Raw genomic sequence first — 17,598 nt, forward strand, 5'->3', positions numbered from 1 at the left:
TCACAAATTCGTAATATCTCACTCGGATAATTGTCAGATTTTTATGTTAATATATTATTGAATATAATAATAATATTCAAAAAACTTAACATGATAGGAGTGGCATTTATGAGGAAACCTTTACGTAAAACGTTTAATCAACTAGTTAATGAGAATAGACAATCTTTATTACGAAACAAAGAGGAAATCGAAAAAATCGAAAGAAAAATTGAAATGCGCCACGAATTATTATCAAAAAAAAGCAAACTAAACAAAGCTATTTCTTAAATTTTAAGTAATCCTGTAGCGGGATTACTTTTTTGTTGTTCAAAAAAGATTTACCTATTTGTTAATGTTCAATGGATCCCATAAACCAAATTCCTTCTTATATATGCATCCATATTCTCCACAAAAATTCATTAAAACGTAAAGGATTCTCTCTCGTATATATATGTAGCAAAAATTCCTGAGTCAACTAAAATAGGCGAACTCTTACAAAATATAGACGTACTATATAGTACATTGGTCTAGAAATTGGAGGTAAAAATATGCATCATCCATTTTGGAATTCACATCCGCATCATCCCCAACATCCTATTAGAAACGGTGCAGGGGGGCATATACAAAACGATCATCAATCAATCATGCAGATGTTCATCAATCTTGAAAATCAAATTACAAACCTTGTAAAAGCAATCGAAGCAAATAATGAATTACTTAGACAACTTGAACAAAAACAAAATCAAGTTGTAACAAGTGGCGGTGGATCAGTCATTGTTAGGATGTAATGACAATGGCTTGTAAACGAATAGAAGAACCATAAAGGAGGTGGTTAAATATTTTTAGCCCCTCTTTTTTATTTACATTATTTTTTTTAAGGTCATTTAGGTGGTGTGCACTTGAAAATACACAAAAAACCCACAAGATACTACGCTCTTGTGGGATTATTTATAGTTTCTATATTAAGAGTTAACTAATACAGCTTTAAATTCTTCTGTTAATAAAGGTAATACTTCGAATAAGTCACCAACGATTCCATAGTCAGCTACTTTGAAAATATTAGCTTCTGGATCTTTGTTAATTGCAACGATTACTTTAGAGTTTGACATACCAGCTAAATGTTGAATCGCTCCGGAAATACCACATGCAATATATAAGTCAGGTGTTACAACTTTACCAGTTTGACCAATTTGTAATGAGTAATCACAGTAATTAGCATCACATGCACCACGAGATGCACCTACAGCAGCACCTAATACTGAAGCTAATTCTTTTAGTGGATTAAAGCCTTCTTCACTCTTAACTCCACGGCCACCAGCAACGACTACTTTCGCTTCTGAAAGGTCTACACCTTCACTTGCTTTACGCACAACATCTTTGACGATTGAACGTAAGTCTTTAATTTCAACTGAAACAGTTGCTACATCACCAGTGCGAGTAGCGTCTTTTTCTAATGATGCAATGTTATTTGGACGGATTGTCGCAAAAATAAATGGATCTACCATTACTTTTTTCTCGAATGCTTTACCTGAGTAAATCGGACGAGTGAAAACAATATTTCCACCAGCTACTTCGATTGCTGTAACATCTGAAATAAGACCACTTTGCATACGAGCAGCAAGTTTCGGAGATAAATCCTTTCCTAAAGCTGTATGACCGAATACTAGACCTTCTGGTTTTTCTTGGTCAATAACTGCTAAAAGTGCTTGAGAATATCCATCTGAAGTATATGAAGCTAATTTTTCATCTTCAACTACGATTGCACGGTCTGCACCGTATTGAATCATTTCAGTAGCTAATGCACTTACTGATTTACCTACTAATACAGCAACTACTTCTCCGCCCTCAGCAACTGTTTTAGCCGCACTTACTGCTTCAAATGAAACATTACGTAGTGATCCTTCACGAACTTCGCCTAATACTAATACTTTACGTGACATGTTATTTCCCTCCAAAATTTTCTATTACGATATTAATCTATTATTTAAGTTCTACTATTCAATAAAATTAGATTACTTTTGCTTCAGAACGTAGTAACGAAACTAATTCTTTTACTTGGTCTTTTAATTCACCTGATAATACTTTGCCCGCTTCTTTCTTCGCAGGTAGGTAAATTTCAATTGTTTTCGTTTTCGCTTGAACTTCATCTTCGTCTAAATCTAAATCATCTAATTCTAATTCATCTAAAGGCTTTTTCTTAGCTTTCATAATACCAGGTAAAGATGGATATCTAGGTTCATTTAATCCTTGTTGAGCAGTGATTAGTAATGGTAAAGATGTTTCGATGATTTCTGTATCACCCTCTACATCACGTTCGATTGTAGCTGTCGTACCATTAATGTCAATTTTAGTAATTGTTGTCACGTAAGGAATATTTAATAATTCAGCAACGCGAGGGCCTACTTGACCAGTACCTCCATCAATTGCCACATTACCTGCTAAAATAATTGAAGGATCTTTATCTTCTAAGTATTTAGCAATAAGTTTTGAAGTAGTGTATTGGTCAGCATTTGTAACATCATCTTCAACATTAATTAATACAGCTTTATCAGCACCCATAGCTAGTGCTGTACGAAGTTCTTTTTCACTATCTTCATTACCAATTGTTATAACAGTTACTTCGCCACCATGAGCGTCACGAATTTGAATCGCTTCTTCAACTGCATACTCATCGTATGGATTTATAATAAATTCAGCGCCATCCTCTTGGATTGCACCATTTGAAATTGTAATTTTCTCTTCAGTGTCAAATGTTCTTTTTAATAGTACATAAATGTTCATTGTTATACCCTCCCAGGAAATGTAACTACATCTATTTTTTTAAAATATTAAACTACTTATTTATTAAACACTGGTTTTCTTTTTTCTAAAAATGCTGAAATACCCTCTTTTGCATTTTCAGTTGTAAAAATCTCGCCAAATAATTTTGACTCTTCTTCTACCGCTTCATGATATGAAGGCGTTCTAGTAGAAGATAGTAGTTGTAGAATATATTGAATTGATTGCATACTTTTATTCGCAATTTTAGCTGCTAATGCATTTGCTTCGTCTAATAATGTTTCTTCTGGCACTACAATTGTAGCTAATCCAATTTTCCCAGCTTCAACACCAGAAATTGGTTCAGAAGTGGCAAGCATAACTAAAGCTTTATCTTTACCTACATAACGTGGTAATCGTTGTGTGCCAGCAAAACCAGGAATAATTCCTAAGTTTAATTCAGGTAAACCAAGTTTTGCGTTATCTGCAACTACTCGAATATGACAGCTCATTGCAAATTCTAATCCGCCACCTAGTGCAGCTCCGTGAATTGCTGCGATGATTGGCTTAGAATAATTTTCAACGCGATCAAATACTAATTGACCTCTTCTTGCAACAGCTGCTGCATCTTCAGCATTTTTGAAAGAAGTAAATTCTTTAATATCTGCACCTGCAGAGAAAAATCTGCCTTCACCATGAACAACTAAAACGCTTACATCATTGTTAGTTTCCAATTCATCTAAACGCTTAACTAAATCAGCAAAAACAACCGAAGACATTGCATTTGCTGGTGGATTTTGAATTGTTAATAATGCAATACCATCGGATATTTTACATTGAATTAAACTCACATCTATTCCTCCCTATTTTTCAAAATGTACTAGAACGTTAATTTTGGTACCCGCATCCTCTTATTAATAGTTGGTGAACTTTATCGGCTTTTGACTCTAAGTCCTGTTTTTGACCTGTCATTACCCAATGTGTCATCACTTCATCAATCGTGCCGAAGATCATTTGTCTAGCTGTTCGAATATCCAATTGTTTGTCGAACAAACCACTATTGATCCCTTCATTTAAAATGGAATCAATGATATGTAAATACTCTTTCAGTACCTCATTTATTCTTAATCTAAGGTCAATATTTGTTTGTCTTACTTCTAATTGCATAACGATTGCTAAATGCGAATCTTTAGACATTTCATAAAAGTGAGTTTTTACCAACATTAATAATTTCGATATCGCGTCCGGTTTACCTTCTATTTTTTCACGAATTTTTTCAGTAAAATTTCCCATCTTCTCTTCAAACAGTGAAATTAAGATGGATTCTTTATTTTTAAAATACAAATAAATTGTTCCGTCAGCTACACCAGCCTGTTTTGCAATTTTAGAAACCTGCGCCTGATGATAACCATTTTCAGCAATGACAACAACTGCAGCATCAATTATTTGTTTATATTTTGGTTTATCTCTTTTCATTTTTATTTACTCCTTCTAACAGTGAATGAATAATCATTCATATTCTTATAATACAGATTTATCAGAAAATTGTCAATTGTCCTGTAATCTTTTTTTATGTAGATAATTTCTTTGTAAAAGATTTTATAACCCGACTATTTTTAACCTTTGTACTTTCATACTATTTTATTAGGTTTCTTTTCTAATCGATCTTAAAATTTATTTTAACATAGTTTTTATATCACTTCGAAGTAGAAAGAGGGATGCTTATGTCATCATCCCCCATCTATTACTAGATCAAATTTTCATCAGAATCATTCGGTTTCATACCTTTTAGTTTTTCTTCTTCAAGTAATGTTCTTCTTAAAATTTTACCAATCATTGTCTTTGGCAATTCACTTCTAAATTCATAAAATCTCGGAACTTTATAAGCTGCTAAATATTTCCGACAAAAGTCATCTAGTTCAGCCTCAGTCACTGATTTTCCTTCTTTTAATACAATGTAAGCTTTAACTGTTTCTCCACGATATGAATCAGGAATTCCAACTACCACTGCTTCTTTAATAGCCTCATGTTCATATAATACTTCCTCAATATCTCTAGGGTAAACGTTAAACCCTCCTGCATTGATCATATCTTTCTTACGGTCAACGATATAAAAGAAACCTTCTTCATCCATATAACCTAAATCACCTGTATATAACCAGCCATCCTTTAATGTCGCTGCAGTTTCTTCTGGACGATTCCAATACCCCTTCATTACTTGTGGTCCAGAAACGATTACTTCACCAATTTCACGATAAGGTAATTCCTCGTCAGTTTCTAGTGATACAATTTTAGCATCTGTACTTGGCCAAGGGACTCCAATGCTACCCGTTACTCGCTTATCCCATAAGAAATTACTATGTGTAACTGGAGAAGCTTCTGATAAACCATATCCCTCTACTAATTTTCCACCTGTCACCTTTTCAAATTGTTCTTGCACTTCGACAGGTAATGCTGCAGAACCACTTAAGCAAGCATGAATACTTGAAATATCGTAATTCTTTAATTCCGGATGATTTAATAATGCAATATACATCGTTGGTGCACCTGGGAACAATGTAGGTCGATATTTATTTATCGCTTTAAGCATTTGGGTTGCATCAAATCTTGGAACAATAATCATTTCATACGCACACATGATTGATAAGTTCATACATGTTGTCATGCCATATACGTGAAAAAATGGTAATACAGTCAAAATCTTTTCTTGACCCTTCTTACTTTTATATAACCATTTTTCCGCCATTAACGTATTCGATGCTAAATTTTTATGTGTAAGCATTACACCTTTAGGAAATCCTGTAGTTCCTCCTGTATATTGAAGTATGGCTACATCTTCTACACTGCTACTTGAAAGATCTTGTTCGATTGGTGCAGATATTTGCATAATAAAACTAAATTGATGAATCGAATGATCATTAGGAATTTCAGGTGCCTTTGGCTGTTTTGAATAAGGATATAAAAGCTTTTTAAAAAACGGTAAATAGTCCTTAATGGAAGTAACAAAAATATGTTGAAGATTAGTAGATTTTTTTACTTCGTATACTCTATTAATTAATAAATCTAAACAAATAATAGCGGTTGCACCACTATCATTCATTTGATATTCAAGTTCACGCTCAGTATATAGCGGATTTGTTTGGACGATAATTGCTTCAGCAAAAAGTATCCCATAATAAGCGATCACCGCTTGAGGACAATTAGGAAGCATAATTGCAACCCGATCACCTTTTTTAATTCCTAAATTCCTTAAAAAATTGGCAAACCTTAATGACTGAATATAAATTTCATTAAAGGTCATCGATTTCCCAAGGAAATTAAGCGCTTTCTTTGCTGGATATTTTGAAGCTGTTTGCTTTAAATATGTTGGTAATAAATCAAACTGTGCGTCTATTGTAGCTGGTATTTGCTTTGGATACTGACTCACCCAAGGCCTTAATCTTGGTTCCTCCATACCATTCACCACCAGTATTTTAAAAGTATGTTCGTACTAAAATTAGTATATGTTACAAATTTCAGCTATACAATCAAAATATTAAGAATATTTAATCATTAGTGTTTTTTTAATTTTATTGGTATTTATCGAACTAATTGGTCAATTACTTCATCGCTATCATAGTAAAAATTAGGTGATAAATCGGTACGGCTAGTCAGTAATCCAAAATTGTATTCTTCAAAGTTTTCTAACGTAAGAGATTTAACTTTCCCCTTATTTGATAATCTTTTTACAAGTTTAAAAATAAATGAATATTGTGTGTCTATATCGTTTGTTGCAAGATGGAATATCCCTTTTAAATCATTTTCAATAATTGTTCTTACTTGCTTTGCAATTCCTGTGTCAATTGCATGATTTAAAAAAATATTGTCATATGCTTCAATTTCTTGATCTTTTTCTATTTTCTCCTTTAATTCATTTAATCTTGGTGATTGTTTTCCCCAAACCATCGGTAACCTTAAAACGATCCCGTTATCGCCAATCTCATTCATAATTAATTCTTCACATTTTATTTTAAATTGTCCATAATCTGATTCAGCAGCAGGTAGATCATTTTCAGCATGATGCTTTGAAACTTCTCCATCAAAAACATTTGTTGTAGAACAAAATAAAAATTTCGTTGAAGTTGATTTTATTTTTTCTATTATTCTAGCATGTGCCACAAATTGAACATTAAAATCACCACGTAAACAAGAAACAATTACATCTGGGCATATACGATCAATCCAGGCCAAAATTTTCTCAATATCATTAATATCCCATTGTAATTGATGATCATTTTTCAAATTCAATTTTGTTTGATTAAACGTCCCATAAACGTCATAATCAGGTGAAAATTCTTTTATTAAAGCCTTCCCAACTAGTCCGCTAGCTCCTAAAATTAATAATTTCATTGTCTCTCTCCTTTTTACAAAATATTTAATAAACTTGTGATATATTGAATGTATCATAATTAGCAATGTTTACAAAGTTCATAATTTTAAAGTCCAGACTAGATGAAACTTTTAATCGAGCAGACTAAAAAAGATAACAGAAGGTGGGGATTATATGAAAACAAAAGTTCTTTTAAACAATCGTATTGTCGATTTAAAATCTGCAAATGTAAATATTTTAGATCGAGGTTATCAATTTGGAGATGGCGTTTATGAGGTTATTCGTTTTTTCAATAAGTCATATTTTGAACTTGATGCACATTTAATTCGCTTAAAGGAAAGCTGTGAAAAAATATTAATACCATTTAAAATGCACTTAAAAAAACTTGAAAGTGATTTAGTTTATTTAATGAATACTTGTGATTATGATAATGGATATGTTTATATCCAAATTAGTAGAGGTGTAATGAACCGCAATCATATTTACCAAGACGAAGCTAATTTAAAGCCACAACTTATTGCTTATACAGTAAGAGAAGATCATCGACCATTACAGCAAATGGAAAAAGGAATCACTGCTTATTTAACGAATGATATTCGATGGCTCCGCTGTGATATAAAAAGTTTAAACCTATTAGGTAGTGTTTTAGTAAAAAACGAGGCATATGCTAAAGGAGCGAAAGAAGCAATTTTGCATAGAGATGGGATCATAACAGAAGGGTCAGCAACAAACGTATTTATCGTAAAAAACTCTACTTTATTCACCCACCCTGCCAATCACTTAATTCTAAATGGCATTACCCGAAAAGTAGTACTTGAAATTGCAAAAAAAGAAAGAATCGAAGTAAAAGAGATTCCATTCTCAATTGACGAACTTTTAAATGCAGATGAAGCTTTTACAACAGCATCAGTTTCTGATATCTTACCTGTTACTTCCGTTATAATTGATGAAAAAACTTATTCAATTGGTTTAGGAAAGCGCGGAGAATTAACAAAGAGAATTCAAGATGCATACACTTGTTTAATTGATAAAATTCCACAAGATCAGTCAACAAACTAGACTGCATATAGGGGAGTGACTTCATTTGGCAATTGTTATAGCAATCTTGATCGCCATAATTGGTGCAGCTCTTGCTCACATTTTTACGAAAGGACAATCTAAAAAAAGAAAATACATCATATGGGGTATCGCAAATATGGTAGCCATTGGGCCATTTTTGTCATTTGCCATTGGAATAACGTACGCTATTATCGAAGGAAATGGCTGGGCAGCGATGTTGATGTGGGTATTGTACCCAATCATATTTGTTATTGGACTCATTCTGTTAATAATAGGGATTTTCATGAAAAATAGTGCCAATACAAATAGTTATCAATAACTTTAGTTGCCTATTTAAGTGTTATTCCAATACCTTAACACAAACAAAAAAATAGATCTCAAAAAGTCAGCAATTTGACTTTTGAGATCTACTTTTTTATTGTCTTTTTAATAATCTAGCTACATCTTTCCATTTTACCTTTTCACTGTAATACATTACTCCATTAACATAAATACGGCTAGCAACACGAGTTAAAATCATTATTGAAACGATTAAAATTAATATACTAGCACTTATTTCTACCAAATTCATTTCCCCACTTACAAATCTAGAAAATGCTACAAGTGGCGCAAAAAACGGAATATATGAGCTAATTTGGACAAATGTACCATCAGGATTTACTAATGCATTAATACTAATAAAGAATGCCGCTATAACTAAAATAGTAATTGGCATTAGAACCATTTGGAGCTCTTCTGTTCTTGAAACTACTGATCCAATTGCAGCGTATAGTAATCCATAAAGTAAATAACCTAATAAGAAATAAACTACAAATGCAATGATTGTTGTAGTATCTAATGCCTCTAAATCGATTTTCATTCCAAAAAATGATATTGCATCAGAGTTCACCCAGCCTAATAAATTGGCAAATAGAAAACCTAATCCTAATACAACAAGTTGTGCACATGCTACAAAAAATACTGCAATAACCCTTCCATATAAAGTCACAACAGGACTTACTTTAGGTAGTAATACTTCCATTACTCTAGAAGACTTTTCGGCAACAATTCCAGTTGCGATTGAATTTCCATAAATTAATAGAAACATATATAGTAAAAAACCAAAAAAGTAAGCTATTCCAAATGTAGCCATCGGATCTTCTAGAACATTTTCATTTACTTCTACTTTTTGTAATAACTTTGTTGCTGATTCAGGCGATAGCTTTAAATCTTGGGCAGTTTTATTTAAGTAATCTTGCTGTAAAGTCATATTCATTACTGAGAGCACTTCACTATTTGAAAACTTTTTATATGTATATTGAATTGACGGGACATTGTTCTTTTCTGATAGAATAATCAGTCCATCTTTTGATCCATCTTCAACCTGATTTTTAAATTCTTTTTCTTTTGATCCATCGCTCTGCTCAATTTTTGCGGATTTAATTGTTTTGTTTAAACTAGCAATATCTACCGAATAATTTTTCGAATGATTGATTAAAACAATTTTATCTTTATCATCCTTATTACTCTTTTCTGTACCTGCAAAATATTTTTGTACTCCAAATACTCCAACGACTAATAAAAATAAAATAACACTCATAATCAACGTTGCTTTTGCCAAAAGACCTTCACGTAAATGAAAGAAAAAGACAGTACTAAACTTCTTCATTTATTTCGCCCTCTCTATAAAGATATCATTTAGTGTAGGCTCTAATAATTGGAACTTCTTTATAGAACCCAAGTCTGACTTAATACGATTTAAAATCGAAAAAGCTTCCTCATCACTTTTTACCTTTACGTAAATTCCTAATTGCTTTTGTTCATAACTGACATGATTTGAATCGAGTATTTGTTTAATCGATGTTAGATCTTCTAAGATTAAATTTCTATACCCATAATCCTCTTTTAATCTATTTAAACTACCTTCTGCGACTACGTTACCGTTCTTAAGTATACAAACATGCTCACAAAAAGCTTCCACTTGATCCATACGGTGGCTTGATAATATAACCGTTTTCCCTTTCTGAATTTGTTCGGTAATAATTGAAGCCATTAACTCCGCATTAACTGGATCTAGACCACTGAATGGCTCATCTAGAATAATCAACTCAGGGTTATGTAATAAAGTTACGATAAGTTGAATTTTTTGTTGGTTACCTTTTGAAAGTTCTCCTGCTTTTTTATTTCGATAATGCGGTATTTCTAATCGGTCTAGCCAATATGTTATAGCAACATCAACCTCTTTATTAGACATACCTTCTAATTTACCGAAATATTTAAGCTGATCAACAACCTTGCTTTTCGTAAATAATCCTCTTTCTTCAGGTAAATACCCTATCTTAACTTTATCTGAATCAAAAGGGCTCCCTTTCCAGGTTATTTCTCCTTTTGTAGGTGTAAGAAGACCTAATAACATTTTAATAGTGGTCGTTTTGCCTGCTCCATTTCTACCTAATAAACCTAGTACTCTTCCTGTAGGCAAAGTCAATGACAATTCGTTAACGGCAATCGTTTCTCCAAAATTTTTAGATAGCTGTTTTATTTCTAAAGTCAACGCTCTTCCTCCTTTTCGAAGTTTTAAGTAAAAAAATACCTAAATTTTCCTATACATTAAGCATACATTTAATAGAATTTTAATGAAAGGTAAAAATCGTAATTTGTTTGTCAATTTATTTTACAATTATAGATCACAATGAAAAAATGAGAATACTGATCTAGCATTCTCATTTTTTTATTAATATGAAATACTACCTGAAATTAATAAACCTACTGTTACACTTAAAGTAAACAATAAAGCAGCTACTGCAATATTTCCTTCTTCAACTTTTTTCGCGAACGATATTTTCGGAAATAATACAAATTCTGCAATCCAATAAGTAACCATTTGAGCTATAATACCAATTAAGCTCCATATAATGAAATCACCATAGTTAACTGAATACTTTGCAGATGACATAATAACAATTGCTAATCCTACTAATTTTCCCGCTAATTTCAATGCAACGGCAATATTGCCATCATCTAAAATTAATTTTTGTTCACTCATCTTTGTCGTAAAAGTGAAAGCTAAAAATCCAATAAATAAAAGAATAAGTCCCGATCCTAAATACATCAACGTACTAACAATACTTTCCATTTATTCTCATCTCCTTACTAATTAATTATGTTCTTCAACGATTCCTACTGGTAAAAAACAACTTTCGTTTCCAGTAATAATATTACCGGCACGTACACCAATTGCACCGTATTCTTCTTTAATTAAAAAACTACCAATTAATACATGCAAATCTAACATTCCATCAGGAGTCATAACTTTTCTAATAGGTAAAGGTGAATATTGTTGAAATACCATCACTTGATCATGATAGTTATTTTGTTTGCTAGTTTGACTTTGCTCCCCGTTAATAATCTTAATTGAATCTCCTTCACGGCCAAATGCAGGTTTTACTACATATGGAATATTGTGTTCAATAAAGAAATCTGGCTCTAAAAATGTAGGTAGAAAATGTTGCTTAATTACATCATGTTCTTCGATAGTAAAAACATCTGACTTTTCGATATGTAAATTCCAAATTAATGCTTGAACAGCTTTGGACTGTAGTAAGAATGCTGATAATGGATTGAAAATAATCAATTTACCGTCTTTAACAAGTTCTAAAAGGGCCAGGCCAATTTTTGTTCCATCTGTGGACTGATCAAGCTCTAGGTGTTCAATTGGATAGGTTTGACGATAAAGAATGTGTATTTTCTCCCCTTTAGGAGTGTAAAGTCCATCGTTTTCAATAATCTGTAAATCCTCTAACGAAATTAATTGACTCTTCCCCTTATATAGAGATTGAATATATTTAACTGTTTTCCAATCCTCTTCATGATCTCCATGTGCTGTAAAAACAATAATTGGTTCATCCAATCCTTTTATGCTTTTATTAACAACATCATTTATGACGTGAGAAAGTTTCATTTCACTATCAGCATTAGGATTCTTTAAATTAAAATAATCCGTAATGTAACCATTAACATGATGGGTTTCCATAATAAAAGTTGGCGTGTCACTATTGCATTCATAATGTTTCCAACCATCCGCTGTACAAACAAGGTCAATTCTTCTAATGATTCCTTCACTTTCAATCGTTTTATGACGTAAAAAAGGCACGATTTCCTTTGAATAACCAAGCATATATAGAATATCATCAGGTAACTGTCTCATTAATCGAGCAGTCTTATCATAGATTTTTCCAATTTGTTCAGTAATAGAATGAACTTCATCAACTTCACTTTCAGTCAATGGATAAAAGTCTAATAAAGCATAATATGAATCTTGTAAATCCGCCCAAAAATCCGGAAGTTTTTGATATACTTCTTTTCGTTTTCGTCTATGATTCTGTAAATTCACAATATCCATTATTAACCACCAAATCCTCCAGATGAACCTTTTCCAAAACCACTTTTACTTGAGGACGAAGTATGCCCTGCATATTTACTAGAAGATTTATAGCTCTTATAAGAACTACTACGATGAAGTGCATTTCTTGTTGGATAAAATATTCCGCCATGATAATAGCTATGATAGTAATGACTAGTATCATCATCACAAACCCAAACACCTTCGTCATCATCAAACTCCCAATCACGACAATCGTCATTGTTCGGCTTATCTGGTCGATCAGCATTTTGAGTACCACAGCCAGCTAATGTACTCACTGCCAATCCACTCGTTAGTGCGATACTAACTTTTTTCATTAATAATGATGTTTTTGACATTGGGATCTCCTTTCGAGTATTGTATTATTCTATTCTATACTAAACTAATCCCTCTCTTAATGTATATACAAATCAGCATTAGCTATCCCTCTTATTCCCGTTATCTTAAAAACTAACTTCCCGAATCTCCACTACCAGTACCCCTTTTTTCAGCTGAGGAATTTGTTCTTTTTCCAATTAATTTTTTATGTTTTTAATTCACCTAAGTGAATTTAGAAATAAATACATTTCTATCCAAAACTGTGTTATATACTAATGTATACAGTATGACTAAAGGAGTTTGAACAATGTTTAATACAGATACTATTTTTGTTCTTGAATATCGATTAATTGATGGGGAATTTACACGACCTATCTATCATTTTCCATTTTTATCAAAGGTCCAAATCTTTACAAGAAGATATTGTGATTACTTTATTTTAAATGGTTTCGTATACGAGAATAGAGGCTCTTATATCGAGGAAGATCGATATGTAATTGAAGTAATTGAATCAGATATGGAAAATACTCCTTTTTACCATTTAAACAGACCGTTAGGCATTGAAATTAGAGATGTCGATTCTTTTGATGAAATTCATTTCTATGAGAGTGGAGATGAATTAGATCTACTTTCTTGGCTCCAATCAACTTATATTACAATAAATCATCAAATATATGAGCAAACTTCAAATGAAGTTGATCAAGACCGCAATACTTACGTGATGTATGTTAAACCGTATAATAAATAACAAAAAGCTACCTAAGACTTCCTAGGTAGCTTGTTTTATAAATATTGTTCTAGCTTGATTAAATCCTTACACTGTATGCCATTTTCCCAAATTTCTTCATCATAATGATCAATAAAAAAGTCATAAAAAACAGTACTGATTTGAAATCCGCAATTTTTATATAAGGCTAATTGATGCGTACTTGAGTTACCGGTACAGATCGAAATTTTTGAATAGCCAAGTTTTTTAGCTTCTTTCATACCAAAGTGGATTAAATTTTTTCCAAATCCTTTTCCTTGGAAAGCAGGATCAATTGCAATATTTTTAATTTCAATCTCTTCACTTGAATGCTCCATTAATACTAATATACCGACGATTATATTATCATCTAGTACTTCATATAGATTACTCTTTTGAATATATTTATCTACCATTTCTTTTGATGGGTCAGCTAGTAACAATAGATTCCAATGCTCTTTAGCTAGAAATTGAATTTTATTAATTTGATTCATTGATCCTCCCTACTTTTTTAATCTTGCCTTTAAATAATTTATCGTATCATTGGTGGATTTTTGTATCGAAAGATTTGTAAATCCATGGTTTCCATTTTTAAGTGCAATCAACGTAACCATTTTTGGATTTTTTTTAGCAAATCGCTCAGATTGACTGAACGGAACAAGCTGATCTCCTGTGCCATGTACGATAAAGATTGGCACTTTTGTCTTTTCTACATATTGAATAGGACTCATCCGATTATACTCATCTGTCATTTGATCAACAGAACTATTCATATATTTATCGACGATTTCTGAACTTCTTGAAGAAGTAGATTGATTCATAGTCGTTAAGTCTGTAATTGGATACCAAGCAATAATATATTTTATTTTGCTTTGTATATCGGGCTGCAAACCAGTTAATAAAGCTAAATGTCCACCAGCAGAAGCACCAGCGAGCCCGATTTTAGTACGATCAATTCCTAATTCAGTTGAATTTTTGTAAATAAATTCGATTGCTGTTTTCACGTCACTAACTGGTATATTATACGAGTAATTTTCTTTCGAATACAGTGTATAGTCTATACTAATTGCTATATATCCATCTTTTACTACTTCATTAAAAATCGTGCTCCAACGTTTATTTAACGCTTTACTTCCATATCTCCAAGATCCACCATGAACAAATATTAACGTAGGTGATGGACCGTGTGAATTTTTAGATCGGTATATATCAAAGGTTTGTGGAACTTGGGCAAGATTTGTGTAACGTACATCTCTTTGTACAATAATATCTTTACTTACATCATTTATCTTCTTTTGGTGTTTATGTTGAAAACCATTAAATCCAACAAAGACAATAACAAAGATGACTAATGCTAAAATGATTTTCTTCAAGCCAATTCACCTTTCTAATTAAAAAGAGACTAACTCAAGTTATGTTTTCTAGTATTATTGTTATGTAAGACCTTTAACGTCTACATAAATTAATAGAAATACACTAATGATGCTAGTCTCATTTACTTTATTTAATAACTGTTACATACAAAATGCCCCAAATTAAAAATACTGCACAAACCGCAAATAATATTTTTGCCAACTTTTCCATCTTAGAACCCCTATAACCTTATTTTAAATCGACAACAGTAACACCTATTCCACCCTCGGACGCTGCACCGTATCGATAGGATTTAACTGCTCTATGTTTTTTTAAGTATTCCTGTACCCCTTGTCTTAATGCACCAGTTCCTTTTCCATGAATAATATTAATTCGAGGATAGCCGGCTAATAATGCATCATCGATATATTTTTCAACACGAATTAGGGCATCTTCATATCTTTCACCTCTAAGATCCAGTTCAAGATTCACATGAAAATCCTTACCTTTTACAGATGTAACCGTTCGTTCTTTTACTTCTTTAGGTGAACTTACATATTCGATATCTTTTTCTTTAACTTTCATTTTAATAATCCCGAGCTGAACTTGCCATTCACCTTCACTAACTTGTTCAAGTAATGTACCTTTTTGATTAAAGCTAATCACTTTTACTTCGTCACCTTCACGAAGCTTTCTTTGTTTCTTTTGAGCTGGCTGTGGAATTGTTTTCTTTGGAGCATAAGGTATTGCCCCTTCCAAACGGGTTCTTGCTTCAATTAATTCATGATCTTTAATCGAAGCTAATTGACTATTCTTTAACTCTCTAAGCTCTTTAATAATTTCCTCAGCTTCTTGTTGTGCTACTCTGACACGCTTTTTCGCTTCTTCCTGTGCTCCACGATATAATTCATCACGGTGCTCATAAAATTCCATCATTTGCTTTTGTAAATCTTTGAAAACACGCTCCGATTCTTTACGGAAATCTTCTGCTTCTTTCCACTCTGTTTCGGCACCTTTTCTACTCGTTTCTAAAGATGCAATCATATTTTCAACTTCATTACTTTCTTCACTTACATGATTTCTTGCTTTTTCGATTACACGATTTGAAAGTCCTAGTCTTCTAGAAATCTCAAATGCATTACTTCTACCTGGAACACCAATTAAAAGTCGATAAGTAGGACTTAATGTTTCTACATCAAATTCAACACTAGCATTCATAACGTGCTCTCGATTGTAACTATATGCTTTTAATTCAGGATAATGCGTTGTTGCTACTACTCTTGCACCGTATTCACTTACCTCGTCTAAAATTGAGATTGCTAAAGCCGCACCTTCCTGTGGGTCAGTTCCAGCTCCTAATTCATCAAATAATACAAGACTACTATGATTAACGTGTTTTAGTATATCTACAATATTCACCATATGAGAAGAGAATGTACTTAAGCTCTGTTCGATTGATTGCTCATCCCCAATATCGGCGAAAATTTGGTCGAACACACAAATTTCTGAACCGTCTAAAGCAGGAATTTGTAAACCAGATTGTGCCATTAAAACACAAATACCAATCGTTTTTAAAGTAACCGTCTTACCACCCGTATTTGGACCAGTAATGACAATCGTCGTAAAATCCTTACCTAATTCAATATCATTAGCTACTACTATATCTCTTGGAATTAGAGGATGACGTGCTTTTTTTAATTTAAAATATCGATCATTATTTAAAATTGGTTTACTTGCCTTAATTGAATGTGAGTAATTAGCTTTTGCAAATAAGAAATCCATTTCAGCTAAAATTTCAACATTCTGCAATAAATCCGCTGAAGCTTCCGCTACTAAACCTGTTAAAGCCATTAAAATTTTCTCGATCTCTTGCTCCTCTTTTACTTTTGCTTCTTGTAAACTATTGTTTAATGTAACAACAGCTTGTGGCTCAATAAATAATGTTTGCCCAGAAGAAGATTGATCATGAACAATCCCACCATAAACATGTCGATATTCTTGTTTTACTGGAATAACGAAGCGATCATTACGAATCGTTACAATTGAATCTGATAACATTTTTTGTGCATTAGCACCTCTAGTTAAACTCTCTAATTTTTCACGAATTCGAGCTTCAGCTGTTCGAACTTGTCCACGGATCGTTCGAAGCGTCACACTAGCGTCATCTAATACTTCTCCGTTATCACCAATTGCTGCCTTTATATTTTTATCTAATTCTAGTAAAGGAATGATTTGTTCACTTAATGATTCTAAATATGGAATTTCTACTTCACTCTCAATTAAGCCTTCAATAAAACGAATCATTTGACGACCAGCATATGTAACACCTGAAATCGCAATTAGCTCAGAAGGAGATAGCATTCCACCGATATCTGCCCTTTTTACTTGCATTCTGATATCTGATAATCCACCAAGAGGTACATTTCCTCGTAGTCGAATAACTTTTACTGCTTCGTCAGTTGATTCATGTAGTTCGACAACTTCATCATAACTAGTACTCGGTAAAAGGTTTTTAATACGTTCCTTACCTAGTGAAGATGAAGCGTGTTTAAGTAATTGTTCTTTTATTTTATCGTACTCTAAAACTCTTAATGTACGTTGCATACCCCGTAACCT

Annotated in this window: 19 protein-coding genes; 5 read left to right on the forward strand and 14 right to left on the reverse strand. The window is 32.5% G+C overall.

Annotated elements, in window-relative coordinates:
• The first annotated feature begins 108 nt into the window (after positions 1 to 108).
• Positions 109 to 267: an FbpB family small basic protein gene (locus ACSBO6_RS16505; RefSeq protein WP_098848570.1), complete on the forward strand. Its 159-nt coding sequence runs from the start codon at positions 109 to 111 to the stop codon at positions 265 to 267.
• Between the two features lie 260 nt (positions 268 to 527).
• Positions 528 to 767 carry a hypothetical protein gene (locus ACSBO6_RS16510; protein ID WP_098848571.1) on the forward strand — a complete coding sequence of 80 codons (240 nt, stop codon included), beginning with the start codon at positions 528 to 530 and terminating at the stop codon, positions 765 to 767.
• A 174-nt stretch (positions 768 to 941) separates the two neighbouring features.
• Here ACSBO6_RS16510 and ACSBO6_RS16515 read toward each other — a convergent pair whose 3' ends face one another.
• The 6 genes from ACSBO6_RS16515 to ACSBO6_RS16540 all read right to left on the reverse strand — a co-directional run bounded on the left by ACSBO6_RS16515 (position 942) and on the right by ACSBO6_RS16540 (position 7,125).
• Positions 942 to 1,919: an electron transfer flavoprotein subunit alpha/FixB family protein gene (locus ACSBO6_RS16515; RefSeq protein WP_098848572.1), complete on the reverse strand. Its 978-nt coding sequence runs from the start codon at positions 1,917 to 1,919 to the stop codon at positions 942 to 944.
• 67 nt (positions 1,920 to 1,986) lie between these two features.
• Entirely contained in the window at positions 1,987 to 2,760 is a 774-nt protein-coding gene (locus tag ACSBO6_RS16520) for an electron transfer flavoprotein subunit beta/FixA family protein (RefSeq protein ID WP_098848573.1), read from the reverse strand.
• 56 nt (positions 2,761 to 2,816) lie between these two features.
• Positions 2,817 to 3,587 carry an enoyl-CoA hydratase gene (locus ACSBO6_RS16525; RefSeq protein WP_286138547.1) on the reverse strand — a complete coding sequence of 257 codons (771 nt, stop codon included), beginning with the start codon at positions 3,585 to 3,587 and terminating at the stop codon, positions 2,817 to 2,819.
• Between the two features lie 37 nt (positions 3,588 to 3,624).
• Complete coding sequence (fadR, locus tag ACSBO6_RS16530) at positions 3,625 to 4,212, reverse strand: fatty acid metabolism transcriptional regulator FadR (RefSeq protein WP_056472373.1); 588 nt, start codon at positions 4,210 to 4,212, stop codon at positions 3,625 to 3,627.
• Positions 4,213 to 4,483: 271 nt separating this feature from the next.
• The gene (locus ACSBO6_RS16535) at positions 4,484 to 6,190 is read right to left on the reverse strand and encodes an AMP-binding protein (RefSeq protein ID WP_498843690.1); all 1,707 of its coding nucleotides are present in this window, start codon (positions 6,188 to 6,190) and stop codon (positions 4,484 to 4,486) included.
• Positions 6,191 to 6,315: 125 nt separating this feature from the next.
• The gene (locus tag ACSBO6_RS16540) at positions 6,316 to 7,125 is read right to left on the reverse strand and encodes a sugar nucleotide-binding protein (RefSeq protein ID WP_498843691.1); all 810 of its coding nucleotides are present in this window, start codon (positions 7,123 to 7,125) and stop codon (positions 6,316 to 6,318) included.
• A gap of 154 nt (positions 7,126 to 7,279) precedes the next feature.
• Here ACSBO6_RS16540 and dat point away from each other — a divergent pair, with 154 nt between their 5' ends.
• Both dat and ACSBO6_RS16550 read left to right on the forward strand, forming a co-directional pair.
• The gene (dat, locus tag ACSBO6_RS16545) at positions 7,280 to 8,164 is read left to right on the forward strand and encodes a D-amino-acid transaminase (RefSeq protein ID WP_498843692.1); all 885 of its coding nucleotides are present in this window, start codon (positions 7,280 to 7,282) and stop codon (positions 8,162 to 8,164) included.
• A gap of 25 nt (positions 8,165 to 8,189) precedes the next feature.
• Positions 8,190 to 8,483, forward strand: a complete 294-nt coding sequence (locus tag ACSBO6_RS16550; protein ID WP_098848577.1) for a hypothetical protein — start codon at positions 8,190 to 8,192, stop codon at positions 8,481 to 8,483.
• 96 nt (positions 8,484 to 8,579) lie between these two features.
• Here the strand turns inward: ACSBO6_RS16550 and ACSBO6_RS16555 are convergent, their stop codons facing one another.
• From ACSBO6_RS16555 to ACSBO6_RS16575, 5 genes are all read right to left on the reverse strand, one after another.
• Positions 8,580 to 9,812 carry an ABC transporter permease gene (locus ACSBO6_RS16555; RefSeq protein WP_098848578.1) on the reverse strand — a complete coding sequence of 411 codons (1,233 nt, stop codon included), beginning with the start codon at positions 9,810 to 9,812 and terminating at the stop codon, positions 8,580 to 8,582.
• Positions 9,813 to 10,697: an ABC transporter ATP-binding protein gene (locus ACSBO6_RS16560; protein WP_098848579.1), complete on the reverse strand. Its 885-nt coding sequence runs from the start codon at positions 10,695 to 10,697 to the stop codon at positions 9,813 to 9,815.
• A 180-nt stretch (positions 10,698 to 10,877) separates the two neighbouring features.
• Positions 10,878 to 11,279, reverse strand: coding sequence for a DUF350 domain-containing protein (locus ACSBO6_RS16565; RefSeq protein ID WP_098848580.1), 402 nt, complete (start codon positions 11,277 to 11,279; stop codon positions 10,878 to 10,880).
• 21 nt (positions 11,280 to 11,300) lie between these two features.
• Positions 11,301 to 12,545, reverse strand: coding sequence for a glutathionylspermidine synthase family protein (locus tag ACSBO6_RS16570; protein ID WP_098848581.1), 1,245 nt, complete (start codon positions 12,543 to 12,545; stop codon positions 11,301 to 11,303).
• 2 nt (positions 12,546 to 12,547) lie between these two features.
• Positions 12,548 to 12,904 (reverse strand): hypothetical protein, encoded by a 357-nt coding sequence (locus ACSBO6_RS16575; RefSeq protein WP_498843693.1) that lies wholly within the window; start codon positions 12,902 to 12,904, stop codon positions 12,548 to 12,550.
• A gap of 287 nt (positions 12,905 to 13,191) precedes the next feature.
• Between ACSBO6_RS16575 and ACSBO6_RS16580 the strand changes: the two genes are divergently transcribed.
• Positions 13,192 to 13,632: a hypothetical protein gene (locus ACSBO6_RS16580; protein ID WP_098848583.1), complete on the forward strand. Its 441-nt coding sequence runs from the start codon at positions 13,192 to 13,194 to the stop codon at positions 13,630 to 13,632.
• 35 nt (positions 13,633 to 13,667) lie between these two features.
• Here the strand turns inward: ACSBO6_RS16580 and ACSBO6_RS16585 are convergent, their stop codons facing one another.
• From ACSBO6_RS16585 to ACSBO6_RS16595, 3 genes are all read right to left on the reverse strand, one after another.
• A complete protein-coding gene (locus tag ACSBO6_RS16585; RefSeq protein WP_098848584.1) occupies positions 13,668 to 14,123 on the reverse strand; it encodes a GNAT family N-acetyltransferase in 456 nt (151 codons plus the stop codon).
• Between the two features lie 9 nt (positions 14,124 to 14,132).
• Positions 14,133 to 15,002, reverse strand: a complete 870-nt coding sequence (locus tag ACSBO6_RS16590; RefSeq protein WP_180233031.1) for an alpha/beta hydrolase — start codon at positions 15,000 to 15,002, stop codon at positions 14,133 to 14,135.
• Positions 15,003 to 15,231: 229 nt separating this feature from the next.
• On the reverse strand, positions 15,232 to 17,586 hold the full coding sequence (locus tag ACSBO6_RS16595; RefSeq protein ID WP_098848586.1) for an endonuclease MutS2: 2,355 nt from the start codon (positions 17,584 to 17,586) through the stop codon (positions 15,232 to 15,234).
• Positions 17,587 to 17,598: the final 12 nt, after the last annotated feature.

The sequence above is a fragment of the Bacillus sp. AL-1R genome (assembly GCF_052180195.1).
GTDB lineage: Bacteria > Bacillota > Bacilli > Bacillales > Bacillaceae_G > Gottfriedia.

What these genes read in the sequence shown, in the direction of transcription:
- ACSBO6_RS16580 (WP_098848583.1), top strand. Translation starts at nt 13,192, where the DNA reads ATGTTTAATACAGATACTATTTTTGTTCTTGAATATCGATTAATTGAT.
- ACSBO6_RS16540 (WP_498843691.1), bottom strand. Translation starts at nt 7,125, where the DNA reads ATGAAATTATTAATTTTAGGAGCTAGCGGACTAGTTGGGAAGGCTTTA.
- ACSBO6_RS16555 (WP_098848578.1), bottom strand. Translation starts at nt 9,812, where the DNA reads ATGAAGAAGTTTAGTACTGTCTTTTTCTTTCATTTACGTGAAGGTCTT.
- ACSBO6_RS16535 (WP_498843690.1), bottom strand. Translation starts at nt 6,190, where the DNA reads ATGGAGGAACCAAGATTAAGGCCTTGGGTGAGTCAGTATCCAAAGCAA.
- ACSBO6_RS16565 (WP_098848580.1), bottom strand. Translation starts at nt 11,279, where the DNA reads ATGGAAAGTATTGTTAGTACGTTGATGTATTTAGGATCGGGACTTATT.
- ACSBO6_RS16570 (WP_098848581.1), bottom strand. Translation starts at nt 12,545, where the DNA reads ATGGATATTGTGAATTTACAGAATCATAGACGAAAACGAAAAGAAGTA.
- ACSBO6_RS16510 (WP_098848571.1), top strand. Translation starts at nt 528, where the DNA reads ATGCATCATCCATTTTGGAATTCACATCCGCATCATCCCCAACATCCT.
- ACSBO6_RS16515 (WP_098848572.1), bottom strand. Translation starts at nt 1,919, where the DNA reads ATGTCACGTAAAGTATTAGTATTAGGCGAAGTTCGTGAAGGATCACTA.
- dat (WP_498843692.1), top strand. Translation starts at nt 7,280, where the DNA reads ATGAAAACAAAAGTTCTTTTAAACAATCGTATTGTCGATTTAAAATCT.
- ACSBO6_RS16585 (WP_098848584.1), bottom strand. Translation starts at nt 14,123, where the DNA reads ATGAATCAAATTAATAAAATTCAATTTCTAGCTAAAGAGCATTGGAAT.
- fadR (WP_056472373.1), bottom strand. Translation starts at nt 4,212, where the DNA reads ATGAAAAGAGATAAACCAAAATATAAACAAATAATTGATGCTGCAGTT.
- ACSBO6_RS16505 (WP_098848570.1), top strand. Translation starts at nt 109, where the DNA reads ATGAGGAAACCTTTACGTAAAACGTTTAATCAACTAGTTAATGAGAAT.
- ACSBO6_RS16520 (WP_098848573.1), bottom strand. Translation starts at nt 2,760, where the DNA reads ATGAACATTTATGTACTATTAAAAAGAACATTTGACACTGAAGAGAAA.
- ACSBO6_RS16595 (WP_098848586.1), bottom strand. Translation starts at nt 17,586, where the DNA reads ATGCAACGTACATTAAGAGTTTTAGAGTACGATAAAATAAAAGAACAA.
- ACSBO6_RS16575 (WP_498843693.1), bottom strand. Translation starts at nt 12,904, where the DNA reads ATGTCAAAAACATCATTATTAATGAAAAAAGTTAGTATCGCACTAACG.